23 protein-coding genes are annotated in these 24,279 nt (G+C 62.7%); 18 read left to right on the forward strand and 5 right to left on the reverse strand.

The annotated features are described in order from the left end of the window. The 5 genes from ACBG85_RS04700 to nagB are packed head-to-tail and all read left to right on the forward strand — an operon-like array spanning position 1 to position 4,295. A complete protein-coding gene (locus tag ACBG85_RS04700; protein ID WP_007734314.1) occupies positions 1-930 on the forward strand; it encodes an ROK family protein in 930 nt (309 codons plus the stop codon). Next, positions 927-1,634 (forward strand): N-acetylmannosamine-6-phosphate 2-epimerase, encoded by a 708-nt coding sequence (locus tag ACBG85_RS04705; RefSeq protein WP_047269588.1) that lies wholly within the window; start codon positions 927-929, stop codon positions 1,632-1,634. Before ACBG85_RS04700 ends, ACBG85_RS04705 begins: the two co-directional genes overlap by 4 nt. Next, positions 1,631-2,323: a GDSL-type esterase/lipase family protein gene (locus ACBG85_RS04710; protein WP_047269587.1), complete on the forward strand. Its 693-nt coding sequence runs from the start codon at positions 1,631-1,633 to the stop codon at positions 2,321-2,323. The genes ACBG85_RS04705 and ACBG85_RS04710 overlap by 4 nt, the downstream gene beginning before the upstream one ends. After that, positions 2,323-3,504 (forward strand): N-acetylglucosamine-6-phosphate deacetylase, encoded by a 1,182-nt coding sequence (locus tag ACBG85_RS04715; protein ID WP_042449511.1) that lies wholly within the window; start codon positions 2,323-2,325, stop codon positions 3,502-3,504. The genes ACBG85_RS04710 and ACBG85_RS04715 overlap by 1 nt, the downstream gene beginning before the upstream one ends. An 11-nt stretch (positions 3,505-3,515) precedes the next feature. Next, positions 3,516-4,295: a glucosamine-6-phosphate deaminase gene (nagB, locus tag ACBG85_RS04720; protein WP_372026377.1), complete on the forward strand. Its 780-nt coding sequence runs from the start codon at positions 3,516-3,518 to the stop codon at positions 4,293-4,295. Positions 4,296-4,304: 9 nt separating this feature from the next. On the opposite strand, the gene ACBG85_RS04725 is transcribed toward nagB, so the two are convergent. From ACBG85_RS04725 to ACBG85_RS04735, 3 genes are all read right to left on the reverse strand, one after another. After that, a complete protein-coding gene (locus ACBG85_RS04725) occupies positions 4,305-5,936 on the reverse strand; it encodes a long-chain-fatty-acid--CoA ligase (protein WP_234550813.1) in 1,632 nt (543 codons plus the stop codon). Positions 5,937-5,997: 61 nt separating this feature from the next. Further along, positions 5,998-7,119, reverse strand: a complete 1,122-nt coding sequence (locus tag ACBG85_RS04730) for an acyl-CoA dehydrogenase family protein (RefSeq protein ID WP_372026380.1) — start codon at positions 7,117-7,119, stop codon at positions 5,998-6,000. 12 nt (positions 7,120-7,131) lie between these two features. Beyond that, complete coding sequence (locus ACBG85_RS04735) at positions 7,132-8,313, reverse strand: acyl-CoA dehydrogenase family protein (RefSeq protein WP_003945878.1); 1,182 nt, start codon at positions 8,311-8,313, stop codon at positions 7,132-7,134. A 265-nt stretch (positions 8,314-8,578) separates the two neighbouring features. On the opposite strand from ACBG85_RS04735, the gene ACBG85_RS04740 reads away from it, so the two are divergent. The 12 genes from ACBG85_RS04740 to ACBG85_RS04795 all read left to right on the forward strand — a co-directional run bounded on the left by ACBG85_RS04740 (position 8,579) and on the right by ACBG85_RS04795 (position 20,537). After that, entirely contained in the window at positions 8,579-8,770 is a 192-nt protein-coding gene (locus tag ACBG85_RS04740) for a ferredoxin (protein ID WP_007734330.1), read from the forward strand. Positions 8,771-8,879: 109 nt separating this feature from the next. Then, positions 8,880-9,797 (forward strand): 3-oxoacyl-ACP reductase, encoded by a 918-nt coding sequence (locus tag ACBG85_RS04745; RefSeq protein ID WP_372026383.1) that lies wholly within the window; start codon positions 8,880-8,882, stop codon positions 9,795-9,797. 502 nt (positions 9,798-10,299) lie between these two features. After that, positions 10,300-11,064, forward strand: coding sequence for an ABC transporter permease (locus ACBG85_RS04750; RefSeq protein ID WP_003945687.1), 765 nt, complete (start codon positions 10,300-10,302; stop codon positions 11,062-11,064). 64 nt (positions 11,065-11,128) lie between these two features. After that, positions 11,129-11,980, forward strand: a complete 852-nt coding sequence (locus tag ACBG85_RS04755) for an ABC transporter permease (protein ID WP_003945759.1) — start codon at positions 11,129-11,131, stop codon at positions 11,978-11,980. An 11-nt stretch (positions 11,981-11,991) separates the two neighbouring features. After that, positions 11,992-13,176, forward strand: a complete 1,185-nt coding sequence (locus ACBG85_RS04760; protein WP_042449518.1) for an MCE family protein — start codon at positions 11,992-11,994, stop codon at positions 13,174-13,176. Then, entirely contained in the window at positions 13,176-14,195 is a 1,020-nt protein-coding gene (locus ACBG85_RS04765) for an MCE family protein (protein ID WP_007734337.1), read from the forward strand. Before ACBG85_RS04760 ends, ACBG85_RS04765 begins: the two co-directional genes overlap by 1 nt. Continuing rightward, positions 14,192-15,250 (forward strand): MCE family protein, encoded by a 1,059-nt coding sequence (locus ACBG85_RS04770; RefSeq protein WP_054781758.1) that lies wholly within the window; start codon positions 14,192-14,194, stop codon positions 15,248-15,250. The genes ACBG85_RS04765 and ACBG85_RS04770 overlap by 4 nt, the downstream gene beginning before the upstream one ends. Beyond that, complete coding sequence (locus ACBG85_RS04775; RefSeq protein ID WP_372026387.1) at positions 15,247-16,551, forward strand: MCE family protein; 1,305 nt, start codon at positions 15,247-15,249, stop codon at positions 16,549-16,551. Before ACBG85_RS04770 ends, ACBG85_RS04775 begins: the two co-directional genes overlap by 4 nt. Beyond that, positions 16,551-17,798: an MCE family protein gene (locus tag ACBG85_RS04780; RefSeq protein WP_007734342.1), complete on the forward strand. Its 1,248-nt coding sequence runs from the start codon at positions 16,551-16,553 to the stop codon at positions 17,796-17,798. The genes ACBG85_RS04775 and ACBG85_RS04780 overlap by 1 nt, the downstream gene beginning before the upstream one ends. Continuing rightward, positions 17,795-19,189 carry an MCE family protein gene (locus tag ACBG85_RS04785; RefSeq protein WP_037132261.1) on the forward strand — a complete coding sequence of 465 codons (1,395 nt, stop codon included), beginning with the start codon at positions 17,795-17,797 and terminating at the stop codon, positions 19,187-19,189. The genes ACBG85_RS04780 and ACBG85_RS04785 overlap by 4 nt, the downstream gene beginning before the upstream one ends. Beyond that, on the forward strand, positions 19,189-19,992 hold the full coding sequence (locus tag ACBG85_RS04790; protein WP_372026390.1) for a hypothetical protein: 804 nt from the start codon (positions 19,189-19,191) through the stop codon (positions 19,990-19,992). The genes ACBG85_RS04785 and ACBG85_RS04790 overlap by 1 nt, the downstream gene beginning before the upstream one ends. Continuing rightward, positions 19,989-20,537: a hypothetical protein gene (locus ACBG85_RS04795; protein WP_007734345.1), complete on the forward strand. Its 549-nt coding sequence runs from the start codon at positions 19,989-19,991 to the stop codon at positions 20,535-20,537. Before ACBG85_RS04790 ends, ACBG85_RS04795 begins: the two co-directional genes overlap by 4 nt. An 88-nt stretch (positions 20,538-20,625) precedes the next feature. Here the strand turns inward: ACBG85_RS04795 and ACBG85_RS04800 are convergent, their stop codons facing one another. Beyond that, entirely contained in the window at positions 20,626-22,089 is a 1,464-nt protein-coding gene (locus tag ACBG85_RS04800; protein WP_085989962.1) for a trehalose-6-phosphate synthase, read from the reverse strand. A 103-nt stretch (positions 22,090-22,192) separates the two neighbouring features. Next, positions 22,193-22,366 (reverse strand): hypothetical protein, encoded by a 174-nt coding sequence (locus ACBG85_RS04805; RefSeq protein ID WP_164490548.1) that lies wholly within the window; start codon positions 22,364-22,366, stop codon positions 22,193-22,195. A gap of 156 nt (positions 22,367-22,522) precedes the next feature. Between ACBG85_RS04805 and ACBG85_RS04810 the strand changes: the two genes are divergently transcribed. Next, positions 22,523-24,277, forward strand: a complete 1,755-nt coding sequence (locus ACBG85_RS04810; protein ID WP_081557388.1) for an ABC transporter ATP-binding protein — start codon at positions 22,523-22,525, stop codon at positions 24,275-24,277. Positions 24,278-24,279: the final 2 nt, after the last annotated feature.

Genomic DNA, 24,279 nt, shown 5'->3' on the forward strand with positions numbered 1-24,279 from the left:
ATGACATCTGGGCAGAAGCGATGGATCGGTATCGACATCGGCGGCACCAAAGTGGCTGCCGCGGTGGTGACGTCCGACGGAGACGTGATCGACACCGTTCGTGCGGCAACACCGACGGCGGGTAGGGAAGCCGTTCTCGGGACCGCTACCGCGTTGATCGACCGTCTGAGGGCGAATCACACGGTAGCCGGAATCGGAGTCGGTGCACCGGGAATCATCGATCGGGTGCGTGGCCGCGTCGTCTTCGCCTCCGACATTCTGTCCGGATGGAGTGGCGCCGAGGTTCGCGGAGAACTCGAGGCACACTCAGGCCTACCGGTGACGGTGGACAACGACGTGCGCGCGATGGCTCACGGCGAGAACATGATCGGCGCCGGTCGCGGTCGAACCTCTGCACTGTTCGTCTCGATCGGTACCGGAATCGGTGGCGCGTTGACCGTGGGCGGTCAGCTGTACCACGGTGCCCACGGAACAGCCGGCGAGCTCGCGCATCTGTTGGTTCCGGTCTCCGGGGCGATAGGTTGCGGTTGCGGCAGAACCGATCACCTCGAGGCAGTCGCGTCTGGCCCGGCGATGGCAGCCGAGTACGCAGCGCGGGCGGGTGTGCCCACTCAACCGTTACAGGCAGTGGTGGCGCTCATGCACTCGGGCGATCCGATCGCCCGTGCCGTGGTCTCCGACGCCGGTACTCTGCTGGGCCGCGTCCTGGCCGGCATCGCGACTGCATTCGATCCCGAGGTGATCGTCATCGGCGGCGGCGCAGCCCAGATCGGAGCCGACCTCCTGTCTCCGCTGACGTCCGCTTTCCGGGTGGAAGCGATGGGCCCCATTGCCGAAACCGCCATTCTTCCTGCCCGTTTGGGGACCGATGCGCCGCTCGTCGGCGCTGCGCTCCTGGCCGCCGCAACACGAATCGAGGTAACACCGTGACTGTCGAAGAATTGCTCACGATCATCAGCGGGAAGCTGATCGTGTCCTGTCAGGCCGGACACGGCCATGCCCTGCGCGACACCGGGACCATCGAGAGGATGGCCCGCGCTGCGGTCGACGGGGGAGCGGTGGCTATCCGCTGCGGCGGTGTGGGCGGAACCCCGGATGTCGCAGCAGTCGTGTCGGCAGTGAAGGTACCGGTGATCGGTTTGACGAAGATCGGCTCGGAGGGCGTGTTCATCACGCCGACAAGGGAATCAGCCCTCGAAGTCGTGGATTCGGGTGCGCAGATCGTGGCTGCCGACGCCACGCTGCGGCCTCGTCCGGACGGGCTGACCTTTGCCGACACCGTCGACGCGGTCCATGATCGCGGCGGCCTCGTCATGGCCGACTGTGGAACACTCGAGGACGGCATCGCTGCCGCCGCGGCGGGCGCCGACGTCATCTCCAGCACACTGGCGGGATATACCGAGAACAGCCGACGGCTGGCCGGCCCGGACCTGGAGCTGATCTCGGAACTGCGGCAGGCACTTCCAGATGCAGTCCTCATCGCCGAGGGGCGGTACCACAGCCCGGAGGATGCGGCACGCGCCATCGCCCTGGGTGCAGACTCGGTGGTTGTCGGAACCGCAATCACGGATCCGGCGTTCATCACGTCGAAATTTGCAGCCGCAGTATCGGGCGCCGGAAGGCAGAGGGTGTGACCCCGACGTCGAAGGGTTTGAAGTCCAGGACTGCTGAACGGATTCGACTGGAGACTTTGCTCGTAGACTCCTCGACGCCGATACGGTGGGTCTTCACCGGCGACAGCATCACTCAGGGATTGACGCACACCGACGGTCATCGAAGTTACGTCGAACACTGCGCCGAGCGCATCCGTGGTGAGCTTTCCTTGTTCAACCACGTCCTTGTCAACACCGGGGTGAGCGGCAATCGATCCTCCGATGTGCGTGCGGGTTTCGCACACCGCATCGAGGTGTTCGAACCCTCGGTGGTGTTGATCATGCTCGGTACGAATGACGCATTGGATGGCGAAGAAGGACTGGAGCGGTTTCGAGACGACCTCTTGGACACGATCTTCCGGACACGAGCGATCGGTGCGGTGCCGATCCTGCAGACGCCGCCACCGATCGACGTCGAGAATGCGCCCACCAGAGCGGGATTGGTTCAGTACGTCGAGGTCGTGCGGCAGGTTGCCGCCTCGACGCGCGTGGTGTTCGTCGACCACTACGCGCAGTGGACGGCCCATTCTCCCGAGGGCCCACCGCCGGCTCTCCTGGCTGACGCATTCCATCCGAACGAACAAGGGCACTACGTGCTCGCGGACGCCGTGCTCCGTGAGTTGTCGATCGCGGATACCGAAGTTCCCGTTGTACCGCAGGTGATGTCGTGATGCATCGTAGACAAATTCTTCGTGGACAACTGGTGACCGGTGGGCAACTGCTTCCGGACGGTGTCGTCGAGATTTCCGGTGATCGTGTGGTGTGGGCCGGGCCCGCGTCGCAGCGAACCGACCCGTTACCCGAACGGGCAGCTGCGGGGACAACGATCATCCCGGGGTTGGTGGACGTTCACTGCCACGGCGCCGGCGGATTCGGTTTCCCCGAGGCAGACGAGTTCGGATCCACCGTGGCTGCCGATCACCACCGGACGAACGGCACGACCTCGGTGATCGGCTCGCTCGTCTCCGCGCCGCCGCAGATCCTGCGCAGTCGCATCGAGCTCCTGGCAGGACTGGTGGACGAGGGCACGCTGGCCGGAATTCACCTGGAAGGTCCATTCCTGTCGGTACTCCGTTGTGGCGCCCAGGATCCCGACAGCATTCTCGACGGCGACCCGGCTCTGCTCGAGTCGCTGCTCGAAGCCGGCCGCGGGCACATCCGCTCGATGACGATCGCTCCGGAGACAGCACACTTCGGCGAACTTGCCTCATTGCTGGAGCGTCACCGGGCCGTCGTGAGTATCGGACACACCGATGCGTCCAACCCGATTGCGACACGTTCGATCGCACACTCGGCGCATGCACCGCTCAGTGCCACTCACCTGTTCAACGGTATGGCTCCGATGCATCATCGCGCTCCCGGCGCAGTGGCGGCGTGTCTTGCCGCGGCCGCGAAAGGACAGATGGTGGTCGAGTTGATCGGGGACGGAGTACATCTCGCCGACGAGACGGTGGCGACGGTGTTCGATCTGGTCGGTCCGCATCAGATCGCGTTGGTCTCCGACGCGATGGCTGCGGCGGGAATGCCCGACGGGCGCTACCCACTCGGACCTCTCGACGTCGACGTGGTCGGTGGCGTGGCGCGGCTGGCCGGCCAGGGGGACACGGCCATTGCCGGCGGGACGAGTCGGTTGATGGACATTGTCCGCAGAGCCGTCAATCACGCGGGCGTCGATCTGCTTTCGGCTGTCATCGCAGCGACGGCAACGCCTGCTGCGCTGATGGGGCTGGCCGGAATAGTCGGCGATCTCGTGCCGGGTTGCCGGGCCGATCTGATCGTCACCGGTCCAGAACTCGAAACGCGCGCCGTCATGGCCGCTGGGAACTGGCTCATGAACTACACCGAAAGCTGAGGAATCAACCGATGGAAATTGTCATTGTCGACAGTGCGGAGGCGGCCGGCACCGTTGTTGCCGACGTCTTCGAACACGCGGTGCATTCAGGTGCACGGACTTTGGGCCTGGCGACAGGATCTTCACCGCTCTCGGTGTACCGCGAACTCGCGCGCCGTCACCGCGAGGAAGGGTTGAGTTTTGCCGGCGTGCAGGCGTTCCTGTTGGACGAATACGTCGGCCTGCCGGAAGGCCATCCGGAGTCGTATGCCCAGGTGATCCGCACCGAGCTGGTGAATCACCTGGACCTGGACGCGGCAAGGGTATTCAGCCCCGACGGAACCGCGCCGGATCCATTTGCCGCCGCGGCGGCCTACGACCGGGCGATTGCGTCGAATGGTCCGGTGGACGTTCAACTTCTGGGCATCGGCGGCAACGGTCATATCGGTTTCAACGAACCGACGTCCTCACTGAATTCGAGGACCAGGGTCAAGACGCTGACGGAACAGACTCGAACCGACAACGCCCGATTCTTCGAGAGTCCGGACGACGTACCACGGCACGTGATCACCCAGGGCCTCGAAACTATCTGCGAAGCAAAGCATCTGGTGATGATCGCGACCGGCGAGCACAAGGCCGCTGCGATTGCCGCTGCCGTCGAGGGGCCGCTGGCCGCGGTGTGCCCGGCATCGGTCCTCCAACTGCATCCACACGCGACAGTGGTGATCGACGAGGCAGCGGCGTCACAGCTTCGGCTCACCGAGTTCTACAAGACGGTGTCGGCGCACAAACCGCTTGCTCAGCACTACTGAGACATCGGACTAGACGGGCTCTCGCGTCTTCTCGAGGCCGAGTGCCATTTCGGGAGTGAGTAATTGGAAGTCGGATTCCCCACGCCGACGGATCCACACCGGATCGGAGGTGTTCCAGCGTTCGGCGCTCTGCGTTCGAGTGACCACCTTGAACGTCGCCGTTCTCGGGAACTCACTGCACACTCGGATCAAGGTCGGCTTCTGCTTCGGCCCGAGTTCCGGCCGGGAATCGATGTATTCGGCGACGGCTGCCGGGTCGAAGTTGTCGACATCGCCGACCGGAATCACCGACGCCATGACGCGGTCGCCGACGTCGCTGTCGGGGACTGCGTACACGGACACCTGCGCGAAGCCCGGGTAACCGACCAGGGAGCGTTCGATGGGTGCGGCACCGATGTTCTCGCCGTCCACTCGCAGCCAACCGGAACTGCGTCCCGCGAAATAGACGTAACCGTCGACGTCGGTGTACGCCAGATCGCCACTCCAGTACTGGCCGTTGCGCATTCGCTCGGCGTCGGCGTCCGGGTTCTTGTAGTACCCGGCGAACGTGCCTGGGCCGGTGACATTGACCAGTTCACCAGTTGCCTCGTCGGCGTTGGTGATCCGGCCGTCGGCATCGAAGACTGCAGGCGGGCATGGCGCTCCGGTCTCGGGATCGAGGATCTTGACGCCGTCCGGGAGCAGTCCGAGGGCGCCGGGCCGGGGAACCGGTGCCGCGGAGATCGAAATGCCGCCCTCGGTGGAACCGAACCCGTCGATGACGCGAGCGTCGAAGCGCCGGACGAAGGTGGCGACGGCGGGCGCCGAACCCTCGTTGCCGTACATGATCTTCAAGGTGTTGTCCCGCTCGTTCGGCACCTCGGGGGTGGAAGCGATGAAGGACAACGGCTTTCCGACGTAGTTGGAGTACGTGATTCCGTACTTGTGAACGTCGGGTAGAAAACCCGAAGCGGAGAACTTGCGTCGCATGGCAATTCCCGCACGAGCGTGCAGCGCGACCGTCCACGCCGCCATCATCGCGTTGGAATGGAACATGGGCATCGCCATGTAGACGACGTCGTCGGCGCCGAGCCCGAAACGATCGGCAAGCATGACGCCGGGAGAGGCCAACTTGTGGTGCGTGCACCGAACCGCTTTGGGATCACCGCTGGTTCCGGAAGTGAAGATGAGCATCAACAGATCGTCGGGCTGCGCCGTCGACGCGTAGGCCGGCGTATCGGCGAAGGGCGCCAACAATTCCGCCCAGGCCGGAGAATCCACGTTGATCACCCGGACGTCGCCGAGATCGATGTCGTCGAGTAGATGTGCCTGGTTGTTCTCGGTGAAGATGACCTGGCAGTCGGAGAGCGCAATGTCTCGCGCCAATGCCGGGCCGCGCCTGGTCGTGTTCAGCCCGGCGGCGACCGAACCCGAGAACGATGCCGCTCCGAGCAGCAACGAGAACTCGGGGACGTTCTCCATCAGAAGTCCGAAATGCCTGGGGCGCGTTCGATCGAGCAGCGTGTCCAGCAGCGCTGCTCGATCGAACGAGCCTTGAACGTGCTCGCGCCAGGTGATGACCTGGTCCTCGAAACGGAGACCGCGGTCGTCGATCTCGCTGACTCCGAGGAGTAGATCGGAAACAGTGGGGCTCTGACTCATAGCTGCATCATCATCGATTCGTCTCGGACCAGGTCATGGATTTCCACTCGGTGGGACGCACTCAGGCAGGGACTGCGGCAAGTACCTTGCCGAGCGCGCGAAGCTGATCCGTTGCGTTGCCGAGCAGGAACTCGTGATGCTTGGCCGCGAGGAAGTAGCGGTGAACCGGATGGTCCTCGTCCAGACCGACACCGCCGTGAACATGAACCGCAGTGTGCCCGACACGGTGTCCCGCATCTGCAGCCCAGAACTTGGCCGTCTGTACAGCGCCGTCGGAAGGAAGTCCTTCGCTCAGACGCCACGCGGCAGCCCACAGAGTCAGACGGACACCCTTGACGTCGATGTATCCGTCTGCGAGGCGCTGGGCCACGGCCTGGAAACTACCGATCGGTCGACCGAACTGCACACGCTCGGTGGCATATTCGGCGGTCAGCTTCAACGCTTGATCGAGCACTCCGTACTGGTAGGCGGTCGAACCGAGCTGAATTCGCTCGACGATCCACGCCGCGATGTCCGATCCCTGGGCAACCGAGCCGAGAACACGATCGGCCGGGATCTGCACCGAATCGAATTCGACGAGACCCGCGCTCGAGAAATCTGTGGTCGATTGCCTGGTAATGCTCACGCCCGCGTCCGACGGTTCGACGAGGAAGACCGCGACGCCGTCCTCGGTGATGGCGGGGACGAGGAACAGATCTGCGAGCGGTGCACTGTCGACGGTGATCTTGGCTCCGTCGATGCGCCAACCGTCGGCGGTCTTCTCGGCACGCGTGACGGGGTGGGCCGGGTCGTCGTTGTATTCCTCGGCGAGGGCCGCGGTGAGTATCTTCTCGCCGGCGGCGGCGGCGCTTGCCCAGTCGTCGCGCTGCTTGTCCGAGCCGAATTCGGCTATCGCTGCGGCGGACCCGACGATGGACGTCAGGAACGGAACAGCTGCGACGCCGCGGCCAAGTTCGGCCAGGATGCTGCACTGCTCGAGGACCCCGAATCCGTCTCCGCCGACCGACTCCGGAAGGGCCGCACCGAGGACGCCGGCCGAGGCCAGAGCGTTCCACAAGATGGCGTCGAAGCGGTCTTCCGCGGCGTCGAGTTCACGAAGGCGATCGTTGGTGACCAGTTCGGTGACTACGGATCGTGTCAGGCCGGACAGGTCCTGCTGGGCCTCGGTAAGGGTGAATTCCATGATCGTGGGTCCTTATCGCTTCGATGCGGGAAGCCGCAGAGCTGTCATTCCGATGATGTCGCGTTGCACTTCGTTGGTACCGCCGCCGAACGTCAGGATCAGCGAAGAACGATGCATACGTTCGATGCGGCCGCGCAGAAGGGCGCCGGGGGAGTTCTGCCTGATCGTGGCGGAGGATCCGAGGATTTCCATCAGCAAGCGGTAAGCCTCGGTGGCGAATTCGGTACCGAACACCTTGTTGGCGGACGCAGCTTCGGGGCCGGGAGCGTGATCGGTTGCGGAGGCGATTTCCCAGTTCATCAACTTCAGGTACTCGGCTTTGGCATGCACGCGAGCCAGATTGATCTGCACCCATTCCTGGTCGATCATGCGTCGGCCGTCGGGCAGCTTGGTGTTCTGTGCCCACTCACGGACCTCACGCTGCGCGGTCAGAATCGGTCCGGCCGAGGTGAGGGCAACGCGCTCGTGGTTGAGCTGATTGGTGATCAGTGCCCAGCCGCCGTGTTCCTGACCCACGATCGACGACGCCGGGACCCGTACGTCCTGGTAGTAGGTGGCGCTGGTGTCGGGGCCGGCCATGGTGTGAACCGGTGTGTAGGAGAAGCCTTCTGCCGTGGTGGGGACGATCAGCATGCTGATTCCCTTGTGCTTCTTGGCTTCCGGATCGGTGCGGCACGCCAACCACACGTAATCGGCGTACTGGATCAGGCTGGTCCACATCTTCTGCCCGTTGATGACGTAATCGTCACCGTCACGGACCGCCGACGTGCGCAGAGAGGCCAGGTCGGTGCCGGCCTCGGGCTCGGAGTAGCCGATCGCGAAGTGGAGCTCACCGCGAGAGATCTTGGGCAGGAAGAAGGCCTTCTGCTCGTCCGTACCGAAATGCATGATTGTCGGCGCTACCGAATTGATCGTCAGGAACGGCACCGGTGCACCGGCGATGGCGGCTTCGTCGGTGAAGATCAGCTGGTCCATCGCGGAGCGTTCCTGTCCGCCGTACTCTTTCGGCCAACCCAGGGTGAGCCAGCCGTCCTGGCCCATCTGCGCGACGACTTCGCGGTACACATTGCCTTCGCCGTACTCACCCGTCGTGGCGGCGAGCGCTTCACGCCGCTCGGGAGTCATCAGTTGTGCGAAGTAGGCACGCAACTCCTCCTGGAGCTGTTGCTGCTCAGGGGTGTAGGTGATGTGCATGGTTACCTCTCCATAGAGATACGAATCAAAGCGTCAACCATTCGATTGACACAGGTTCTATCGATGCGTTCATCGGCGACAAGGGGCGCCCTCGCCGTCGCCGGCGGATCGTTCGACGTCCGTTCTCGGTACTTTTTCGAATCATTGCACACGACTGAAACAGGTTCTAGTGTTATCGCCAGGAACGGTGTGCGGCACAGCCCTGCGGCACTCGTTTCGTATCCGTGTTCGTGTGAGCAGTTGTGAGTAGAGAAGAGGAATCGCCATGGAGGTCAGGGTTGATCTGGACCGTTGCGAGGCAAACGGTGTGTGCGTCGGGATCGCGCCCGATATTTTCGACCTCGACGACAACGAGGAGCTCGTGATCAGTTCTGTGCGCCCACCGGAGGATCGCTGGGAGGATGTCCGTTCCGCGATCGCTCAGTGCCCGCGCGCGGCACTGACCGAACATCCGTGACGATGGTTGCCCAAAACAAGAACACGTTCTAAAGTTGCGAACTCGTGGGTCACGGCAATCGAGCCGGGTAACTCGACACACGACCGCAGAGAACCGGGAGAGCGCTTCGATGAATGCTGTGAACAGCCCAGAAAACAGTCTCGAAGGCAAGGTCGCCATCGTGACCGGTGCCGGATCGGGGCTTGGAAAGTTCGAGGCCATCGGTCTGGCGAAGGCCGGTGCTTCGTTGGTCGTCAATGATCTGGCCCCGAACGAGGCCGTCGAAGCGACGCTCGAGGAAATCCGTGGTCTCGGTGCCAAGGTCGAATTCGTGGCAGGCAACGTCGGTGAGCGTTCTACTGCCGACGCACTGATGGAAGCAGCGCAGGGTCAGTTCGGCAGTGTCGACATCGTCGTCAACAATGCAGGGGTCGTACGCGACCGGATGCTGTTCAACATGTCCGACGAAGACTGGGATCTCGTACTCGAAGTGCACCTTCGCGGCCATTTCCTCTTGTGCCGCAACGCCGCTGCCTACTGGCGGGCGAAATCCAAGGAAGCCGGGGCGCCGGTGTACGGGCGCATCGTCAACACTTCTTCGGAGGCGGGTCTCCTCGGACCGGAAGGGCAGCCCAACTACGGCGCTGCAAAAGCCGGAATCACGGCGCTGACGTTGTCGGCCGCACGTGGGCTCTCGCGCTACGGCGTACGGGCCAACGCGATCTGCCCGCGGGCACGGACGTCGATGACCGAAGGTGTGTTCGGTGACGCGCCGGCCGACGGCATCGATCCGCTCTCGCCCGAGCATGTGGCATCGCTCGTCTCGTACCTGGCGTCACCGGCGGCCGACGCCGTCAACGGTCAGGTATTCGTGGTGTACGGACCGATGGTTGCGCTGATGGCGGCGCCCGTCGTCGAGCAGCGGTTCGACGCAGAGGGAGATTCTTGGTCGCCGGAAACGCTGTCCGCGGTGATGGGTGACTACTTCGCTGACCGTGACCCGGCAAAGATGTTCTCGGCATCGGCGGCCCTGCGCGCGTTGGGCTGATCGACGGGTCTGATTCTCAGGTGCGCGACACGTAGAACCGTTGTTCACACTCAGACGGTCTACGTGTCCACTTCCTGGTAGAAATAGCGTGTTCACGAGTCGGTGGGCGCGGCAGTTTGCCTGCGTTCCGTAACGAGACCAACGGTCTCGAAAAAACTGGACTGTGTTCCAATTTTGCATTCCTGCGAACGATGCGATATTCGATCGGCGTGCCCAGTCAAGGCTCTCGCATGGCTGAATTTCGAACCTGGCGCCGAAAGGCGCCGATCATTCAAAAGTATTAATTTCCAGGATATTTCGGCGAAAATCGCATCGAAAAGGGATGCTTCCCATGTCTCCGATCTTCCGGTTTCGGATCGGCGCCGTGAGGCTACTCCTTAGAGTTGGACACTTGTTTTTGACAGGTGAACACGTTCTAGTTAATATGACCTGAGTCACAAGCTGTCGGGGGCTGGACTATGAGAACAGACAGTACTGCGGCAACCAAGGACGAGGAGGGCGAATGGTAGACCTCGTCGAGGTGCCATTACGAGCGGTCGGTGGCTTCTTTCAGATGTCCGCCCAAACCTTGAGGGCAGTCTTCTCCCGCCCTTTCCAGCGGCAAGAGTTCATCGATCAGGCCTGGTTCGTGGCCCGAGTCTCGATGGTGCCGACGGTGCTGGTCGCAATCCCGTTCACTGTGCTGGTCAGCTTCACCATCAACATTCTCTTGCGCGAGATCGGTGCAGCCGACCTCAGTGGTGCCGGAGCTGCCCTCGGCACCGTCACGCAGGTCGGCCCCATCGTCACCGTGCTGATCGTCGCCGGCGCCGGCGCAACCGCCATCTGCGCGGATCTTTCGGCCCGAACCATCCGCGAAGAGATCGACGCCATGAAGGTGCTCGGGATCAATCCCATCCACCGGTTGGTCGTTCCCCGAGTGCTCGCGTCGACAGGTGTGGCGCTGCTCCTCAACGGACTGGTCTGCACCATCGGCATCCTCGGCGGTTTCGTCTTCTCCGTGTTCATCCAGGACGTGAACCCCGGCGCCTTCGTCAACGGCATCACACTGCTCACCGGATTCGGTGAGCTCATGCTCTCCATGGTCAAAGCAGGGCTGTTCGGCATGATCGCCGGCCTGGTTGCGGCCTACCTCGGACTCAACGTCAAAGGCGGCGCCAAGAGCGTCGGTGACGCGGTCAACCAGACCGTCGTGTTCGCGTTCATGGCGCTCTTCGTCGTCAACGTGCTCATCACGACCATCGGTATCAAGTTGACGGCCGGATGAGGCCCACGGCAGTCGGAGAGATCGAAGTGGACAGAACGACAAACGACAGACGGGAGGAGATCTGATGGCGTTGGCCGCAGCGGGACGCTTCCCGCGCACACGTCGACAGATCGGCTCGATCTCTCGCAGTATCGACAGCATCGGTGATCAAGCGCTGTTCTTCGCGAAGGCTCTCGGTCACGCTCCCAAGGCGCTGATGCGCTATCCACGTGAAACTCTGCGACTGATCGCCGAGATCAGCATGGGCACCGGTGCGCTCGCCGTCATCGGTGGCACCGTCGTGATCGTCGGATTCCTGACACTGTTCACCGGTGGCACCATCGCCGTTCAGGGCTACAGCTCGCTGGGCAACATCGGTGTCGAAGCACTGACGGGCTTCTTCGCCGCCTTCATCAACGTTCGCATCGCAGCGCCGGTCATCGCCGGAATCGGCCTCGCCGCGACCATCGGCGCCGGCTCCACCGCGCAGCTCGGTGCGATGCGCGTCTCCGAGGAGATCGACGCGCTGGAGACGATGGCGATCCCGTCGATTCCGTATCTGGTCAGCACCCGCGTCATGGCCGGCATGATCGCGATCATCCCGCTGTACTCACTGGCGGTCATCGCGTCGTTCGTCGCCAGCCGCTTTGCGACGGTGTTCCTCTACAACCAGTCCGGCGGCGTGTACGACCACTATTTCACGACCTTCCTGATACCCACGGACATACTGTGGTCGTTCGCTCAGGCGATAGTCATGGCGCTGGCCGTCATGCTCATCCACACCTACTACGGCTTCAACGCAACCGGTGGCCCGGTCGGCGTCGGTGTCGCGGTGGGTAACGCAGTGCGCGCCTCGTTGATCGCGGTCGTCACGGTCACCCTGCTCATCTCACTCGCCATCTACGGCGGGTCCGGCAACTTCAACCTGTCGGGATAGGCGGGCAAGCGATGACCGTACCCAGATGGCACAAGAAGTTGGCCGCAGCCGGCCTGGTCCTCGGACTCGTGGCGATCGTCGCCGTTGCTCTCACCATGTTCTCGGGTGGGTTCACCAAGAGCACGCCCATCACCGTGACGTCCACGCGTGCCGGCCTCGTCATGGAACCCAATGCCAAGGTGAAGTTGCGCGGAGTGCAGGTCGGCCGCGTCGAATCGATCTCCCTCGACGGGGACCAGGCTAACCTGAAGTTGGCGATGGACCCGGGCCAGATGTCGAAGATTCCGTCGAATGCCCGGGTGGAGATCAAGACCACCACGGTGTTCGGTGCGAAGTACGTCAACATCGTGATTCCCGACGATCCGTCGACCCAGCCGATCCAGGAGGGTGCTGTCATCGCTTCGGACAGCGTCACCGTCGAGTTCAACAGTGTCTTCGAACATCTTTCGGACGTACTCGCGAAGATCGAACCGGAAAAGCTCAACGCCACACTCGGCGCGATCTCCACCGCACTCAACGGGCGCGGCGAGTCGCTGGGTGAGGTTCTCGAGCTCGGTGACACCTATCTGAAGAAGATGAATCCGGTTCTGCCGCAGCTCCAGGAAGACTTGGTCGGCGCCGCCGATGTCACCAATCTGTACGCCGACGTGGCACCGGATCTGATGCGCATTCTCGACAATGCCACCGCGACAAGCGGATCGATCGTGGCCGAGCAGGCAAACCTCGACTTGCTGTTGCTCAACGTCACCGGCCTCGCGGACACCGGCAACGCGTTGTTGACCGACAACGAGCAGAACCTGACCACCGCCCTCGACACTCTGACCGCGACGACGACCCTGCTCGACAAGTACTCGTCGGGTCTGACGTGCTTCATCGTCGGGTTGAACGACGGCCGGATCAAGTTCGAGCCACTGGCAGGCACCGGTGACAAAGCGGCACTGATGCTGAGTGCGAGCTTCATGTACGGCGCCGAGGCGTACCAGAATCCGCAATCTCTCCCCAAGGTCGCGGCCTCCGGCGGACCCAATTGTTATGGTCTGCCCGAATTCGATCCGAAGGTCGACGGGCATGCACCGTTCGCAGTCACCAACACCGGCAACGTGCCCTTCGTTCCCAACACCGAACTGCGCGTTACCGTGCCGACCATTTTCCAGTATCTCTTCGGTGACTCCTACGAGCAGGAAGACGGGAAGTGATGAGACCGACCACGGTCAAGCTGCTGATTTTCACCGTCGTCATGGCGGTCATCTTCGCCGGACTGGCGATCGTCTTCAGTCAGGTGCGCTTCAGCAGCAGCAACGGATTTCACGCCACCTTCTCGGACGTCTCGGGACTCAAGTCCGGCGACAAGGTCCGCATCGCCGGTGTTCCGGTCGGGTCGGTCACCGGAGTGTCCATCGGTGACTCCAACCAGGCCGAGGTCGAGTTCGACGTCGACACCAAGTACTCGCTGATGAAGAGCACCAAAGCGACTGTGCGCTACGAGAACCTGGTGGGCGATCGCTACATGGAACTGCTCGAGGGCGCCGGTTCCACCGAGACGCTTCCGTCGGGAGGATCCATTCCGGTCGATCAGACGTCGCCCGCTCTCGATCTGGATCTGCTGCTCGGCGGATTCAAGCCGCTGCTTCGTTCGCTCGACCCGCAGCAGGTCAACGACCTCTCCGGGGCCCTGCTGCAGGTACTCCAGGGGCAGGGCGGAACGCTGGTTTCGTTGCTGGGAAACACCAGTTCGTTCACCAGCACGTTGGCGGACCGAGACCAGCTGATCGGGGACGTCATCACCAATCTCAACGACGTACTCGGCACCATCAACGACAAGGGCGATCAGTTCTCCACCACGATCGATCAGCTCCAGCAGTTGGTCAGTGGATTGGCGAAGGACAGTGGCCCGATCGGTAATTCGATCACCGAGATCGCCGGTGCCACGGGAGATCTCGCGTCGTTGCTGCAGGCGACACGTCCGGACATCCAGACGCTGATCGGGGAGACCAACCGAACGATGACGCAGCTGGACCTGGGCAAGGACGACATCAACACCGCTCTCGATCGTCTGCCGTCCGACTACCGGAAGCTGATCCGAGTGGGCACGTACGGAGCATTCTTCCAGTTCTATCTGTGCGCCAACACTTTCAAGTTCTCCGGACCCGACGGGACGACGATCATCTTGCCCACGGCAGTTCAGGACACGGGAAGGTGCGCAAAAGTCTCATGACCCCAACCCGTGAACGTAATCCGGTACAGATCGGTGTCATCGGTCTCGTCCTGGCGGTGGCAACCGTCGGTGCCGCGCTTCAATACGATCAACTCCAGTTCATCAACGGTGGCATTCGCTACTCGGCGTACTTCCAAGATGCCGGCGGCCTGGTCACCGGCGACGACGTGACCATGGCCGGCGTGAAGGTCGGCAAGGTCAGCGACGTCGAACTCGACGACCAGAAGGTGTTGGTCACCTTCACCGTTCAGGACGGTGTCGCCCTGGGCGAGCAGACAGCGGCCGACATCAAGACCAACACGGTTCTCGGGCGAAAGTCGTTGGCGGTACGGCCGGAAGGATCCGGACTGCTGCGGACGGACACGCCGATTCCTATCGAGCGCACCAACTCCCCGTACTCGCTCAACGACGCTCTGGGTGACCTCGGGACAACGGTGTCCGAACTCGACACGGAACAGATCAACGATTCGCTCAACGCGATCTCGGACACGCTGGCCGATACTCCGCCCGAACTGCGCACCGCGTTGGACGGAATGACGCGGCTTTCGCAGAGCATCAACTCACGCGACGAGAGCCTGCTCCAATTGCTCTCGCGGGCCGAAGATGTCACCAAGATCCTCTCCGACAGAAGCGGTCAGATCGATTCGTTGCTGGTCGACGGCAACAAGCTGTTTGCCGAACTGAGCTTGCGGCGTGACGCGATCAGCGAACTGATCGTCAACACCGGCGCAGTCTCACGTCAACTGTCAGCGCTGGTGCAGGAGAACGAGGCTCAGATGGGGCCGACCCTCGAGAAGCTGAATTCGGTCGCCGAGGTTCTCCAGCAGAACAAGGACAACATCGCGGGAGCGCTCGACGGACTCGGACCGTACATCACCGCGCTCGGTGAGACCGTGGCCAGCGGCCCGTTCTTCGACGCCTTCATCATCAACATTCTGCCGAGCAACTGGTGGAAGACCCTGGTGGACACCAGCGTCGCGCCCGAGCAGGTTCCGGGCGACCTGGAAGACTTCTTCCCCGGTATTCCACCGACGATCAGGGGGCCGGGAGAATGACCGAGACCATGACTTCACAGGATCCACAGGGCTCCACCAACCCACGCAAGAAGTGGGTGCTGATCGGAGCGGGTGTGCTGGTCGCGCTGCTCGTCGCCGGTGCGGCCTACCTCTTCATCCCAGGCCTGGGCAAGACCAAGATCTCCGCGCACTTCGTCTCGACCACCGGTCTCTACGAGGGCGATGTCGTGCGAGTGCTCGGTGTCAACGTCGGCAAGGTGACCAAGATCGAACCGCGTGATCGGGACACCTACGTCGAGATGAAGATCGATTCGAGCGTCGACGTTCCGGCAGATGCCAAGGCGCTCATCGTTGCTCAAAGCCTCGTGTCCGCACGCTTCATGCAATTGACCCCCGTGTACTCCGGCGGGGAACAGATGCCCAACGGCGGCGAGATCCCGATCGAGCGCACCGCCGTTCCGGTGGAGTGGGACGAGATCAAGACCGAACTGACCAAACTGTCGGACGCACTCGGACCGGAGGGTCTGGACGATCAGGGTTCCCTCGGTCGATTCATCGACACCGTGGGAACGAACCTCGACGGTAACGGTGAGTCGATTCGGTCGACGCTGCGCGAACTCTCGGCCACGATGCACACGCTGTCCGAAGGCCGGACCGATTTGTTCTCCACCATTCGGAACCTGCAGGCGTTTGTCACTGCGTTGTCCTTGAGCAACGAGCAGATCGTGCAGTTCAGCGGTCACCTCGCTTCGGTGACAAGCGTTCTCGCAAGCAGCTCCGACGAGTTGGGTACAGCCCTCAGTGATCTCGACCTGGCCGTCGGCGACGTCCAGCGGTTCGTCAAGGACAACAGCGAGGGACTGAGCGAATCGGTTGCGCGTCTCGCCGATGCCACTCAGGTACTGACTGACAAGCGCCCGGAGATCGAGCAGGTTCTGCACTCCGGACCGACGTCGCTTGCCAACTTCTATCAGATCTACAAGCCGGCTCAGGGCAGTATGACCGGCGCAATTGCACTGAGTAACTTCAAGAATCCGATCCAGTGGATCTGTGGTTCCATCGAAGGTATCGAGAGTGGTAACTCCCAGAACAGTGCCGACCTGTGTAAGCAGTACCTCGGGCCGGTGCTCAGCACGATGATCGGCAACTACCCCGGATTCCTGTTCAACCCGGTCGCGGGCGTGCAGGCTTTCCCGGATCAGATCGTCTACACCGAGCCGGGATTGGAAGCGGCAAGTCAGAATCAGCCGGAAACCGTCGCAGGACCGATGTCAGGTGCTCCCATGACGAGTGTTCCCAAGGATCTCGCCGAACTCTTCAACATGGGCGGAGGGAACTGATGCGGGTAGCTCGCAAGACCACGGTTGCGGTGTTGGCCACGGCAGTGGCTCTCGGCGCCAGCGGTTGTGAATGGAACGGTCTCAACTCGGTGCCGATGCCAGGCACTCAAGGCCGGGGCGAAGGCGCATACGAGGTTCAGATCGAGATGCCGAACGTGACTACGCTGTCGCAGAATTCGCCCGTCCGGGTGGATGACGTGGCAGTGGGAAGCGTTTCGAACATCGAGGTTCAAGGCTGGCACGCTCTGGTGACGGTGTCGCTGAATCCCGAGGTTCAGTTGCCGGCCAACGCGACGGCAAAAATCGGTCAGACCAGCTTGCTCGGCTCTCAGCACATCGAGTTGGCGCCGCCGGTTGGAGAAGAGCCCGAGGGCCGACTCGAAGCCGGTGACCTGATTCCGATCGAGCGAGCGGGTGCTTACCCGACGACGGAACAGACGCTGTCGTCGCTGTCGGTTGTTCTCAACGGCGGCGGTCTCGCTCAGGTTCAGGACATCACGAAGGAACTCAACGCCGCTCTCGGTGGGCGTGAAGATTCCGTTCGAGACCTCCTGCCTCAGCTCGATCAGCTGGTCGGAAGTCTGGACAAGCAACGAGGCGACATCGTTTCGGCGATGGAAGGACTCGATCGACTGTCCTCGACCGTCCAGGCACAGCACGACACCTTGAACAAAGCGCTCGAAGGTATTCCGCCGGCACTCGAGATTCTTGTCGCTCAGCGTCAGGACATCACCAACGCGTTGACCTCCCTCGGTGGTCTCAGCGAGGTGGCCAGTCGCGTCATCCAGGAGAGCGGCGACGATTTCGCGACCAATGTTCGGGCGCTGTCGCCGACTCTGAAGGCCTTGGCGGATTCGGGTAATGCTCTCACTCAGGTTCTCGGAGTCCTCTTGACGTTCCCGTTCCCACAGAACGGAATCGACAACGTCATCCGCGGTGACTATGCCAACCTGGCGATGACCATCGACATCTCGCTGCCCCGACTCGACGCGAACTTCCTCACCGGAACTCCGTTGGCCGGAACACTCTCCGGACCAGAAGGCGTGTTGGGTAAGCAGGCGGGGCTCGCCGGACAGACAGGCAACCCGTTGAGCGATCCGCTCAAGCCTGCCGCACCGCCGGCACAAGCTCCCGCCGGACAGGCTCCCGCTGCGCAGGCCCCGGCAGCGGATCCGAATACCATTCAGATTCCGGGACTTCCGCCGATCAACATTCCAGGACTTCCTCAGGGGGCACCGGCACCATGATGCTCACAAAGTTCGTCCGCATCCAGCTCATCATCTTCGCCGTCTTGACGGTCGTCGGTTTGATAGTGATGGCCACTCAGTACGTGCGTGTTCCCGCTATGGTCGGTATCGGCCGATACGACGTCACCGTCGAATTGCCCGCCACCGGTGGGCTGTACAAGAACTCGAACGTCACCTACCGCGGTCAGACCATCGGCGTCGTGAACGCGGTGGAGTTGTCGGAAACGGGCGTGAATGCGCGTCTGTCTCTCGAGAGCGGCGTCAAGGTGCCCTCGGACGTCGACGCTGCGGTCAAGAGTGTGTCGGCGATCGGCGAGCAGTTCGTCGATCTGATTCCGCACACCGACAGCTCCGGAGCGATCGTGGTCGACGGGCATCTGGAAAACGGATCGGTGATTCCCGAAGACCGAACCAGCATTCCGCAGGATGTCGGCGCGATGCTCGATCAGGCAGATGTGTTGCTGCAGAGCATTTCCGACACCAAGCTCAAGACCGTCATCGACGAATCCTTCAAGGCGTTCAACGGTGCCGGCCCGGATCTGCAGAAGCTGATCGACTCGGCTCGGCTGTTCGTCGAGGAGGCGAACAACAACTCCGACGCGACCAAGACCCTGATCGAGCAGGCCGGTCCACTCCTGGACACCCAGGTGGTCAGCAGCGACGCCATCCGTTCCTGGACAAGCAATCTGGTGACCTTCACCGATCAGCTCCGAGCCAGCGACCCTGATCTGCGTGCCGTCATCCAGAAGGGGCCGGCGGCAGCGGCGGAGGCGAATGCTCTTCTGCAAGACATGCAGCCGACATTGCCGATTCTTCTGGCGAACCTCGTGTCCGTCGGACAGGTCGGCGTGATCTACAACAACGCGATCGAGCAGATTCTGGTCATCTATCCGCCGCTGGCCGCAGCGCTGGTCACGGTGGCAGGCTCCGGCCCGGCTGCGGATGGTGCACTGGTGGACTTCCACATGGAGGTCAACGACCCGCCGCCGTGCACTACAGGATTCCTCCCTGCAGAGCAGTGGCGCAGTCCGAAGGACGAATCACCGATCGAGACGCCGTCGGATCTCTTCTGCCAGGTTGCCCAGGATTCGCCGATCGCCGTGCGCGGCGCGAGAAACCTTCCCTGCGAGGAGTATCCGGGACGTCGTGCGCCGACGGTCGAACAGTGCCGTTCCGGCTACGTACCGATGGGCACGAACCCGCAATCCGGGCCTCCGGAACCGATTACCGCGACCCCGAGCTCGTACACGTCGACGCCTTCGGTCTCGGCTCGTCGGTACGATCCGATTACAGGCACGTACATCGGGCCGGACGGAAGGACGTACTCGCAACCGAACCTCGGTGGCGGCGACGTCAGTCTCGAACAGTTCATGAAGGGTCAGCAGGGTTGATGACAGACGAAGATCCACAGGCCGGGCAGCGGGTGCGCCGTCGCGCGTCCCGCAGCGCCGGACCCACGGGTGCGGATGCAGACGCTGCCGCGGTAGTAGTGCCCACCGAAAAGAAGTCGGCCGAACAGAAGTCGGCTGAGCAGAAGTCGGCTGAGCAGAAGCCAGATGAGCAGAAGGCGGCGGCGCCAGTTGCTTTGGGCAAGCCCGATACTCCACCTGAGAAGGTCGTCAGCGGTGATCAGGTCGCGACCAAGGCTGAGCCGACCGGTACCGCCGAAACCCCCGCAGAAACTGCTGTGGACACCCCTGTTCGTTCGAAGCCCAAGGTCGGGTTGGTAGTCGGGATCGCCATTGCTTCGGTGATCGCCATCGCTCTCGCAGCCCTGACGGTGTTTCTTCTCGTCGACCGGAACAAGGCGTCCAATGCCGACGAGGACCGAGCCCGCTACGTGGCCGGTGCCCGGACCACCGCACTGAATCTGACGACACTGCACGCGGATACGGCGGCTGCCGACCTCGACAAGTTCCTCGCCGGCACCACCGACGAGTTCAAGTCGCAGTTCGACGGACGCAAGGATTCGTTTGTCAACGTCCTCGGGCAGGCCGGAGTTCAGACCGACGGCGAGGTGCTCGAAGCCGGGTTCGAGAAATCCGACGGCGATTGCGGGACTTCATTGGTCGCGGTGCGTGCGATGCAGAAGAACGGCGACGAAGCGCCCGCTGAACGCAACTACCGACTCCGAATCACCATGTGCGACGTCGACGGGCAGTTGCTTGCCTCGAATGTGGAGTTTGTGCCATGACCCCAGAAGTGAACCCCGAGACGTCCAAGCAAGTTTCGCCGAAGCCGAAGCGCGCCTCACCGCTCGCCATCATCCTGTGCGTCATCAGTGCAGTGGCCATCGCGTTGGCGGCAGTGTCGGCGTATCTCTACTTCGGTCCGGACGGAACGCGTGACACCGCAGCGATCGATCAGACCAGAGACGAAGTGGCACAGGCCTCTTCCGATCAGGCGGTAGCGATGTTCCAGTACGACTACAACAACGTCGACCAGCAGTTGCATGCAGCCACAGACGGTTTGACGGGCGATTTCCAGGGCACGTTCACCAACCTGATCGAATCGGTGATCATTCCGGGAGCCAAGGAAAAGTCGCTGACCGTTCAGGTCGTCGTCCAGGGCGCCGCGGTTCTCGACGCCGAGGCGGACAGCGCGACGACGATGCTGTTCCTCAATCAGATCACGACGTCTTCGGAATCGCCCGAAGCCGTTGCCAGTGGCAGTCGCGTGAAGATGAGTCTGGAGAAGCAGGACGGGCGTTGGCTCGTGAACAACGTCCAACCCTTCTGATCAAACACACGAAGGCTGGAGCCGGGTACGAAAGAGGCTGGGGCCGCGGAGATTCACTCTCCGCGGCCCCAGCCTTTGTGCACTGTCCTCAGTGGTCTTGTGCTTCGGCCGGGGCGATCAGCGCCGGGCCTGCGGCACCGCCGTGTGCGAGCGCGTCGAGGAACGAGCGCGCCCAGCGGTCGACGTCGTGCGTCAGGACCTGACGACGTAGCGCACGCATGTGGCGCCGGCCGTCCTCGCGCGGTTGATTGAGGGCCTTCTCCATCGAATCCTTGACGTCGTCGAGGTCGTGGGGATTGCACAGAAATGCCTGGCGGAGTTCTGCTGCGGCACCGGTGAATTCGCTGAGCAGCAATGCACCACCCAGATCGCTTCGGCAGGCGACGTACTCCTTGGCGACGAGGTTCATGCCGTCACGCAGCGGCGTGACGAGCATGAGATCGGCGGCGACGAAGAACGCGACCAGTTCGTCGCGTGGGATCGGCCGATGGATGTAATGGACGACGGGGCGGCCGACTTCGCTGAACTCGCCGTTGATTCGGGAGACCTTCTGCTCGATGTCTCCGCGCATCTGTACGTAGCTTTCGACGCGTTCGCGGCTCGGGGTCGCCAACTGCACCATGACGGTGTCGGCGGGGTCGATGCGCTTCTCCATGAGAAGTTCGTGGAGCGCAGCGAGCCTGACGTCGATGCCTTTGGTGTAGTCGAGGCGGTCGACGCCCAGCATGATGTGCTTGGGGTTTCCGAGTTCTTTGCGAATCTGCTTGGCGCGGTCTCGAATTGCCTTGGTGCGCGAGAGCTCGTCGAGCTTGCCGGAGTCGATGGAGATAGGGAAGGCGCCGACGCGGACGCTACGGAAACCTACTTGCACCACACCGAGTTTGGAGCGGACGCCGACGGTTCCACGTGAAGTCTGTTGCCCGGCAAGGCGTCTGGCCAGGTACAGGAAGTTCTGTGCGCCACCCGGAAGGTGGAAGCCGATGAGGTCGGCGCCGAGGAGGCCTTCGACGATCTCGGTGCGCCACGGCATCTGCATGAACAGCTCGACCGGGGGAAACGGAATGTGTAGGAAGAAGCCGATGGTCAGGTCGGGGCGCAGCATCCGCAGCATCTTCGGTACCAACTGCAGCTGGTAGTCCTGGATCCAGACTGTCGCGCCCTGTGCCGCTGCCTTGGAGGTGGCTTCGGCGAATCGCCGGTTCACCTCGACGTAGGCGTTCCACCATTCGCGGTGGTACTCGGGTTTGACGATGACGTCGTGATAGAGCGGCCAGAGGGTGGCGTTGGAGAATCCCTCGTAGTACTCGTTGATCTCCTCGGCGCTCAGCGGCACGGGGTAGAGCTCGAGTCCGTCTTCGACGATGGGGTCGAGCTCGGCGTCCGCCACCCCCGCCCAGCCCACCCACGCGCCCTGATTGCTGCGCAGGATCGGCTCGAGAGCGGTGACCAGTCCGCCGGGGCTTCGCTTCCAGCGGGTGGTGCCGTCGGGAAGCCGTTCCAAGTCGACGGGCAGGCGGTTCGCTACGACAACGAACTCAGCCTGCCCGGACACGGCTTCACCGGTCGAAGAAGCAGGTGCGCTGTCAGAAAGGGTTGAACTGGTCGAATCCGGACTGACAGGCACGTGGTTCCTTCTCGGTCGGTGAGGGAAAGATTCAGTCGAGCTTGGCGGCGGGGGAGATACCGAGCATCGAGAGCAGCATCCTGCACTCGTCGGCATCTTCCGCGTAGGCAGCGACGACGCGCTGTGCCTGACGAGCAGTTTCGTCCGCTACGGGCTCGAGGTCCTCGTCCGCGATCTCGGTTTCGACGGTCGTGTTCTCAGCCATCATGTTCCTCTCGTGCTTGCCTGCACGGCGCAAGCAATGGTTCTTACTCGCGACTCTATGAGAACTGGGCGTGTCGACGCTAGTTGCTCATGTATTAGGGTCGACTTACTTATCCCTGTACTCAACTTTATCGCTTCCATCGATGCTTGGAGTTCCATGAGTTCGACCCCCTCGAGTGTGACCGTCGACTCGGACGAGCCGGATAGTGGCAATCACAGCGGTGCTGCGATTTTGCGACGTGTCCTCGTCCGTAACCGTGGCCCGCTCGCCATCGGCACGGTTCTGGTCTGTCTGCACCAACTGACCGAGACGGCGGTGCCGATCTCCATCGGTGTGATCATCGACCGTGCGGTGGAGACTTCGGACACCACGGCCCTGATCGTCTCCATCGTCGGTCTCGCGGCTCTGTTTCTCGTTCTGACGGCCGCGTGGCGCTTCGGCGCACGCTTCATCGTCACCGCGATGCAGCAGGAGGCTCATCGCCTCCGGCTCGAGGTGGCGCACCGCGTCCTCGATCCGCGTGGGGTGCGCACCGATCTGCGTTCGGGTGAATTGCTGACAGTCTCGACATCCGATGCCGAGCAGACTTCGTGGATCGCGGACATCGTCCCGCGCGCCGCTGCGGCCCTGACAGCTGCGGTGGCGTCGGCGGTGGCGTTGGTGTGGATCGACCTCTGGCTGGGGCTGGCCGTTCTGATCGGAACGCCGGTCATTCTCGGTCTGCTGCAGTTGGCGGCGCCTCTCATCACGTCGAGGGCCACCGGTCAGCAGGCGTCGATCGCTCGGGCGTCGGCGATGGCTACGGATCTGGTCAGCGGATTGCGTCCACTGCGCGGTATCGGTGGTGAGAAGACCGCGTCGGCTCGCTATCGCACAGTCAGCCGTCAGGCGCTCGCGTCGACGATCGGCACGGCCAAGGCGACCGGTATCTACACCGGCGTTGCCGCGACCGTCAGTGCGTTGCTCGCAGTCGGTGTTGCGGGCTTCGCCGGATACTTCGCTTTGCAGGGCCGGATCACGGTCGGTGAACTGATCACCGTGGTGGGGCTTGCGCAGTTCATCATCGAACCGCTCGGATTGCTTGCGTCCATCCCCGGATACTTCGCGGTGGCGCGGGCGTCGTCGGATCGACTGGCATTGGTCTTGGACGCGGAGCCACTGCGGGGCGCGGGTTCGCAGACCGAACTCGAAGGCACCGACCTGACCCTCGACGGAGTCGAGTACAAGTCGCTCAAGGGCATCGACTTGCACCTGCCTGCGGGAGAACTGCTGGGCGTCGTGGCTTACCAGCCGCAGGACGCCGACGCCCTTGTCGCGGTCCTGTCCGGTCAGCTGGCGCAGGACGCGTATCGCGGAGTGGTGAGGGTTGGCGGAATCAGCCTGTCCGACATGGACTTGCGATTGGCACGTCGGACGGTGTTGGTGGAGCCGCACATCACCGATCTGTTCTCCGGGTCGCTTGCGTCGAACGTCACCGCGGGCGCCGGTGATGGCGCTGCTCTCGACATCCAGAGCGCTCTGGTGGCGTCGGCAGCGGCGGATGTCGTCGATGCACATCCGGACGGTCTCGACCTCGAAGTGACCGATCGGGGCGCCAGTTTGTCGGGAGGCCAGCGGCAACGCGTCGCCCTCGCGCGCGCCCTGGTGGCACAGGCACCCGTGATGGTCCTGCACGATCCGACGACGGCGGTGGACGCGGTGACCGAGGCGTCGATCGCCGAAGGAATCGCAGAACTGCGGCACGAGGGTGCCGGTGGCATCCACACGACGGTATTGATCACCAGCAGCCCAGCCTTGCTGGCCGTGACGGATCGAGTGATCGTGTTGAACGACGGAGTGATCGCCTCGATCGGCACACATTCCGAACTCTCTCGCGGCGACGCGAACTACCGAGGAGCGGTGCTGCGGTGACG

This window comes from Rhodococcus sp. NyZ502 (assembly GCF_041464245.1).
GTDB classification, from domain to species: domain Bacteria; phylum Actinomycetota; class Actinomycetes; order Mycobacteriales; family Mycobacteriaceae; genus Rhodococcus_F; species Rhodococcus_F qingshengii.

What these genes read in the sequence shown, in the direction of transcription:
- nagB (WP_372026377.1), top strand. Translation starts at nt 3,516, where the DNA reads ATGGAAATTGTCATTGTCGACAGTGCGGAGGCGGCCGGCACCGTTGTT.
- ACBG85_RS04730 (WP_372026380.1), bottom strand. Translation starts at nt 7,119, where the DNA reads ATGGAATTCACCCTTACCGAGGCCCAGCAGGACCTGTCCGGCCTGACA.
- ACBG85_RS04750 (WP_003945687.1), top strand. Translation starts at nt 10,300, where the DNA reads ATGGTAGACCTCGTCGAGGTGCCATTACGAGCGGTCGGTGGCTTCTTT.
- ACBG85_RS04795 (WP_007734345.1), top strand. Translation starts at nt 19,989, where the DNA reads ATGACCCCAGAAGTGAACCCCGAGACGTCCAAGCAAGTTTCGCCGAAG.
- ACBG85_RS04745 (WP_372026383.1), top strand. Translation starts at nt 8,880, where the DNA reads ATGAATGCTGTGAACAGCCCAGAAAACAGTCTCGAAGGCAAGGTCGCC.
- ACBG85_RS04805 (WP_164490548.1), bottom strand. Translation starts at nt 22,366, where the DNA reads ATGGCTGAGAACACGACCGTCGAAACCGAGATCGCGGACGAGGACCTC.
- ACBG85_RS04780 (WP_007734342.1), top strand. Translation starts at nt 16,551, where the DNA reads ATGCGGGTAGCTCGCAAGACCACGGTTGCGGTGTTGGCCACGGCAGTG.
- ACBG85_RS04775 (WP_372026387.1), top strand. Translation starts at nt 15,247, where the DNA reads ATGACCGAGACCATGACTTCACAGGATCCACAGGGCTCCACCAACCCA.
- ACBG85_RS04700 (WP_007734314.1), top strand. Translation starts at nt 1, where the DNA reads ATGACATCTGGGCAGAAGCGATGGATCGGTATCGACATCGGCGGCACC.
- ACBG85_RS04735 (WP_003945878.1), bottom strand. Translation starts at nt 8,313, where the DNA reads ATGCACATCACCTACACCCCTGAGCAGCAACAGCTCCAGGAGGAGTTG.
- ACBG85_RS04725 (WP_234550813.1), bottom strand. Translation starts at nt 5,936, where the DNA reads ATGAGTCAGAGCCCCACTGTTTCCGATCTACTCCTCGGAGTCAGCGAG.
- ACBG85_RS04760 (WP_042449518.1), top strand. Translation starts at nt 11,992, where the DNA reads ATGACCGTACCCAGATGGCACAAGAAGTTGGCCGCAGCCGGCCTGGTC.
- ACBG85_RS04810 (WP_081557388.1), top strand. Translation starts at nt 22,523, where the DNA reads ATGAGTTCGACCCCCTCGAGTGTGACCGTCGACTCGGACGAGCCGGAT.
- ACBG85_RS04790 (WP_372026390.1), top strand. Translation starts at nt 19,189, where the DNA reads ATGACAGACGAAGATCCACAGGCCGGGCAGCGGGTGCGCCGTCGCGCG.
- ACBG85_RS04715 (WP_042449511.1), top strand. Translation starts at nt 2,323, where the DNA reads ATGCATCGTAGACAAATTCTTCGTGGACAACTGGTGACCGGTGGGCAA.
- ACBG85_RS04755 (WP_003945759.1), top strand. Translation starts at nt 11,129, where the DNA reads ATGGCGTTGGCCGCAGCGGGACGCTTCCCGCGCACACGTCGACAGATC.
- ACBG85_RS04740 (WP_007734330.1), top strand. Translation starts at nt 8,579, where the DNA reads ATGGAGGTCAGGGTTGATCTGGACCGTTGCGAGGCAAACGGTGTGTGC.
- ACBG85_RS04770 (WP_054781758.1), top strand. Translation starts at nt 14,192, where the DNA reads ATGACCCCAACCCGTGAACGTAATCCGGTACAGATCGGTGTCATCGGT.
- ACBG85_RS04785 (WP_037132261.1), top strand. Translation starts at nt 17,795, where the DNA reads ATGATGCTCACAAAGTTCGTCCGCATCCAGCTCATCATCTTCGCCGTC.
- ACBG85_RS04765 (WP_007734337.1), top strand. Translation starts at nt 13,176, where the DNA reads ATGAGACCGACCACGGTCAAGCTGCTGATTTTCACCGTCGTCATGGCG.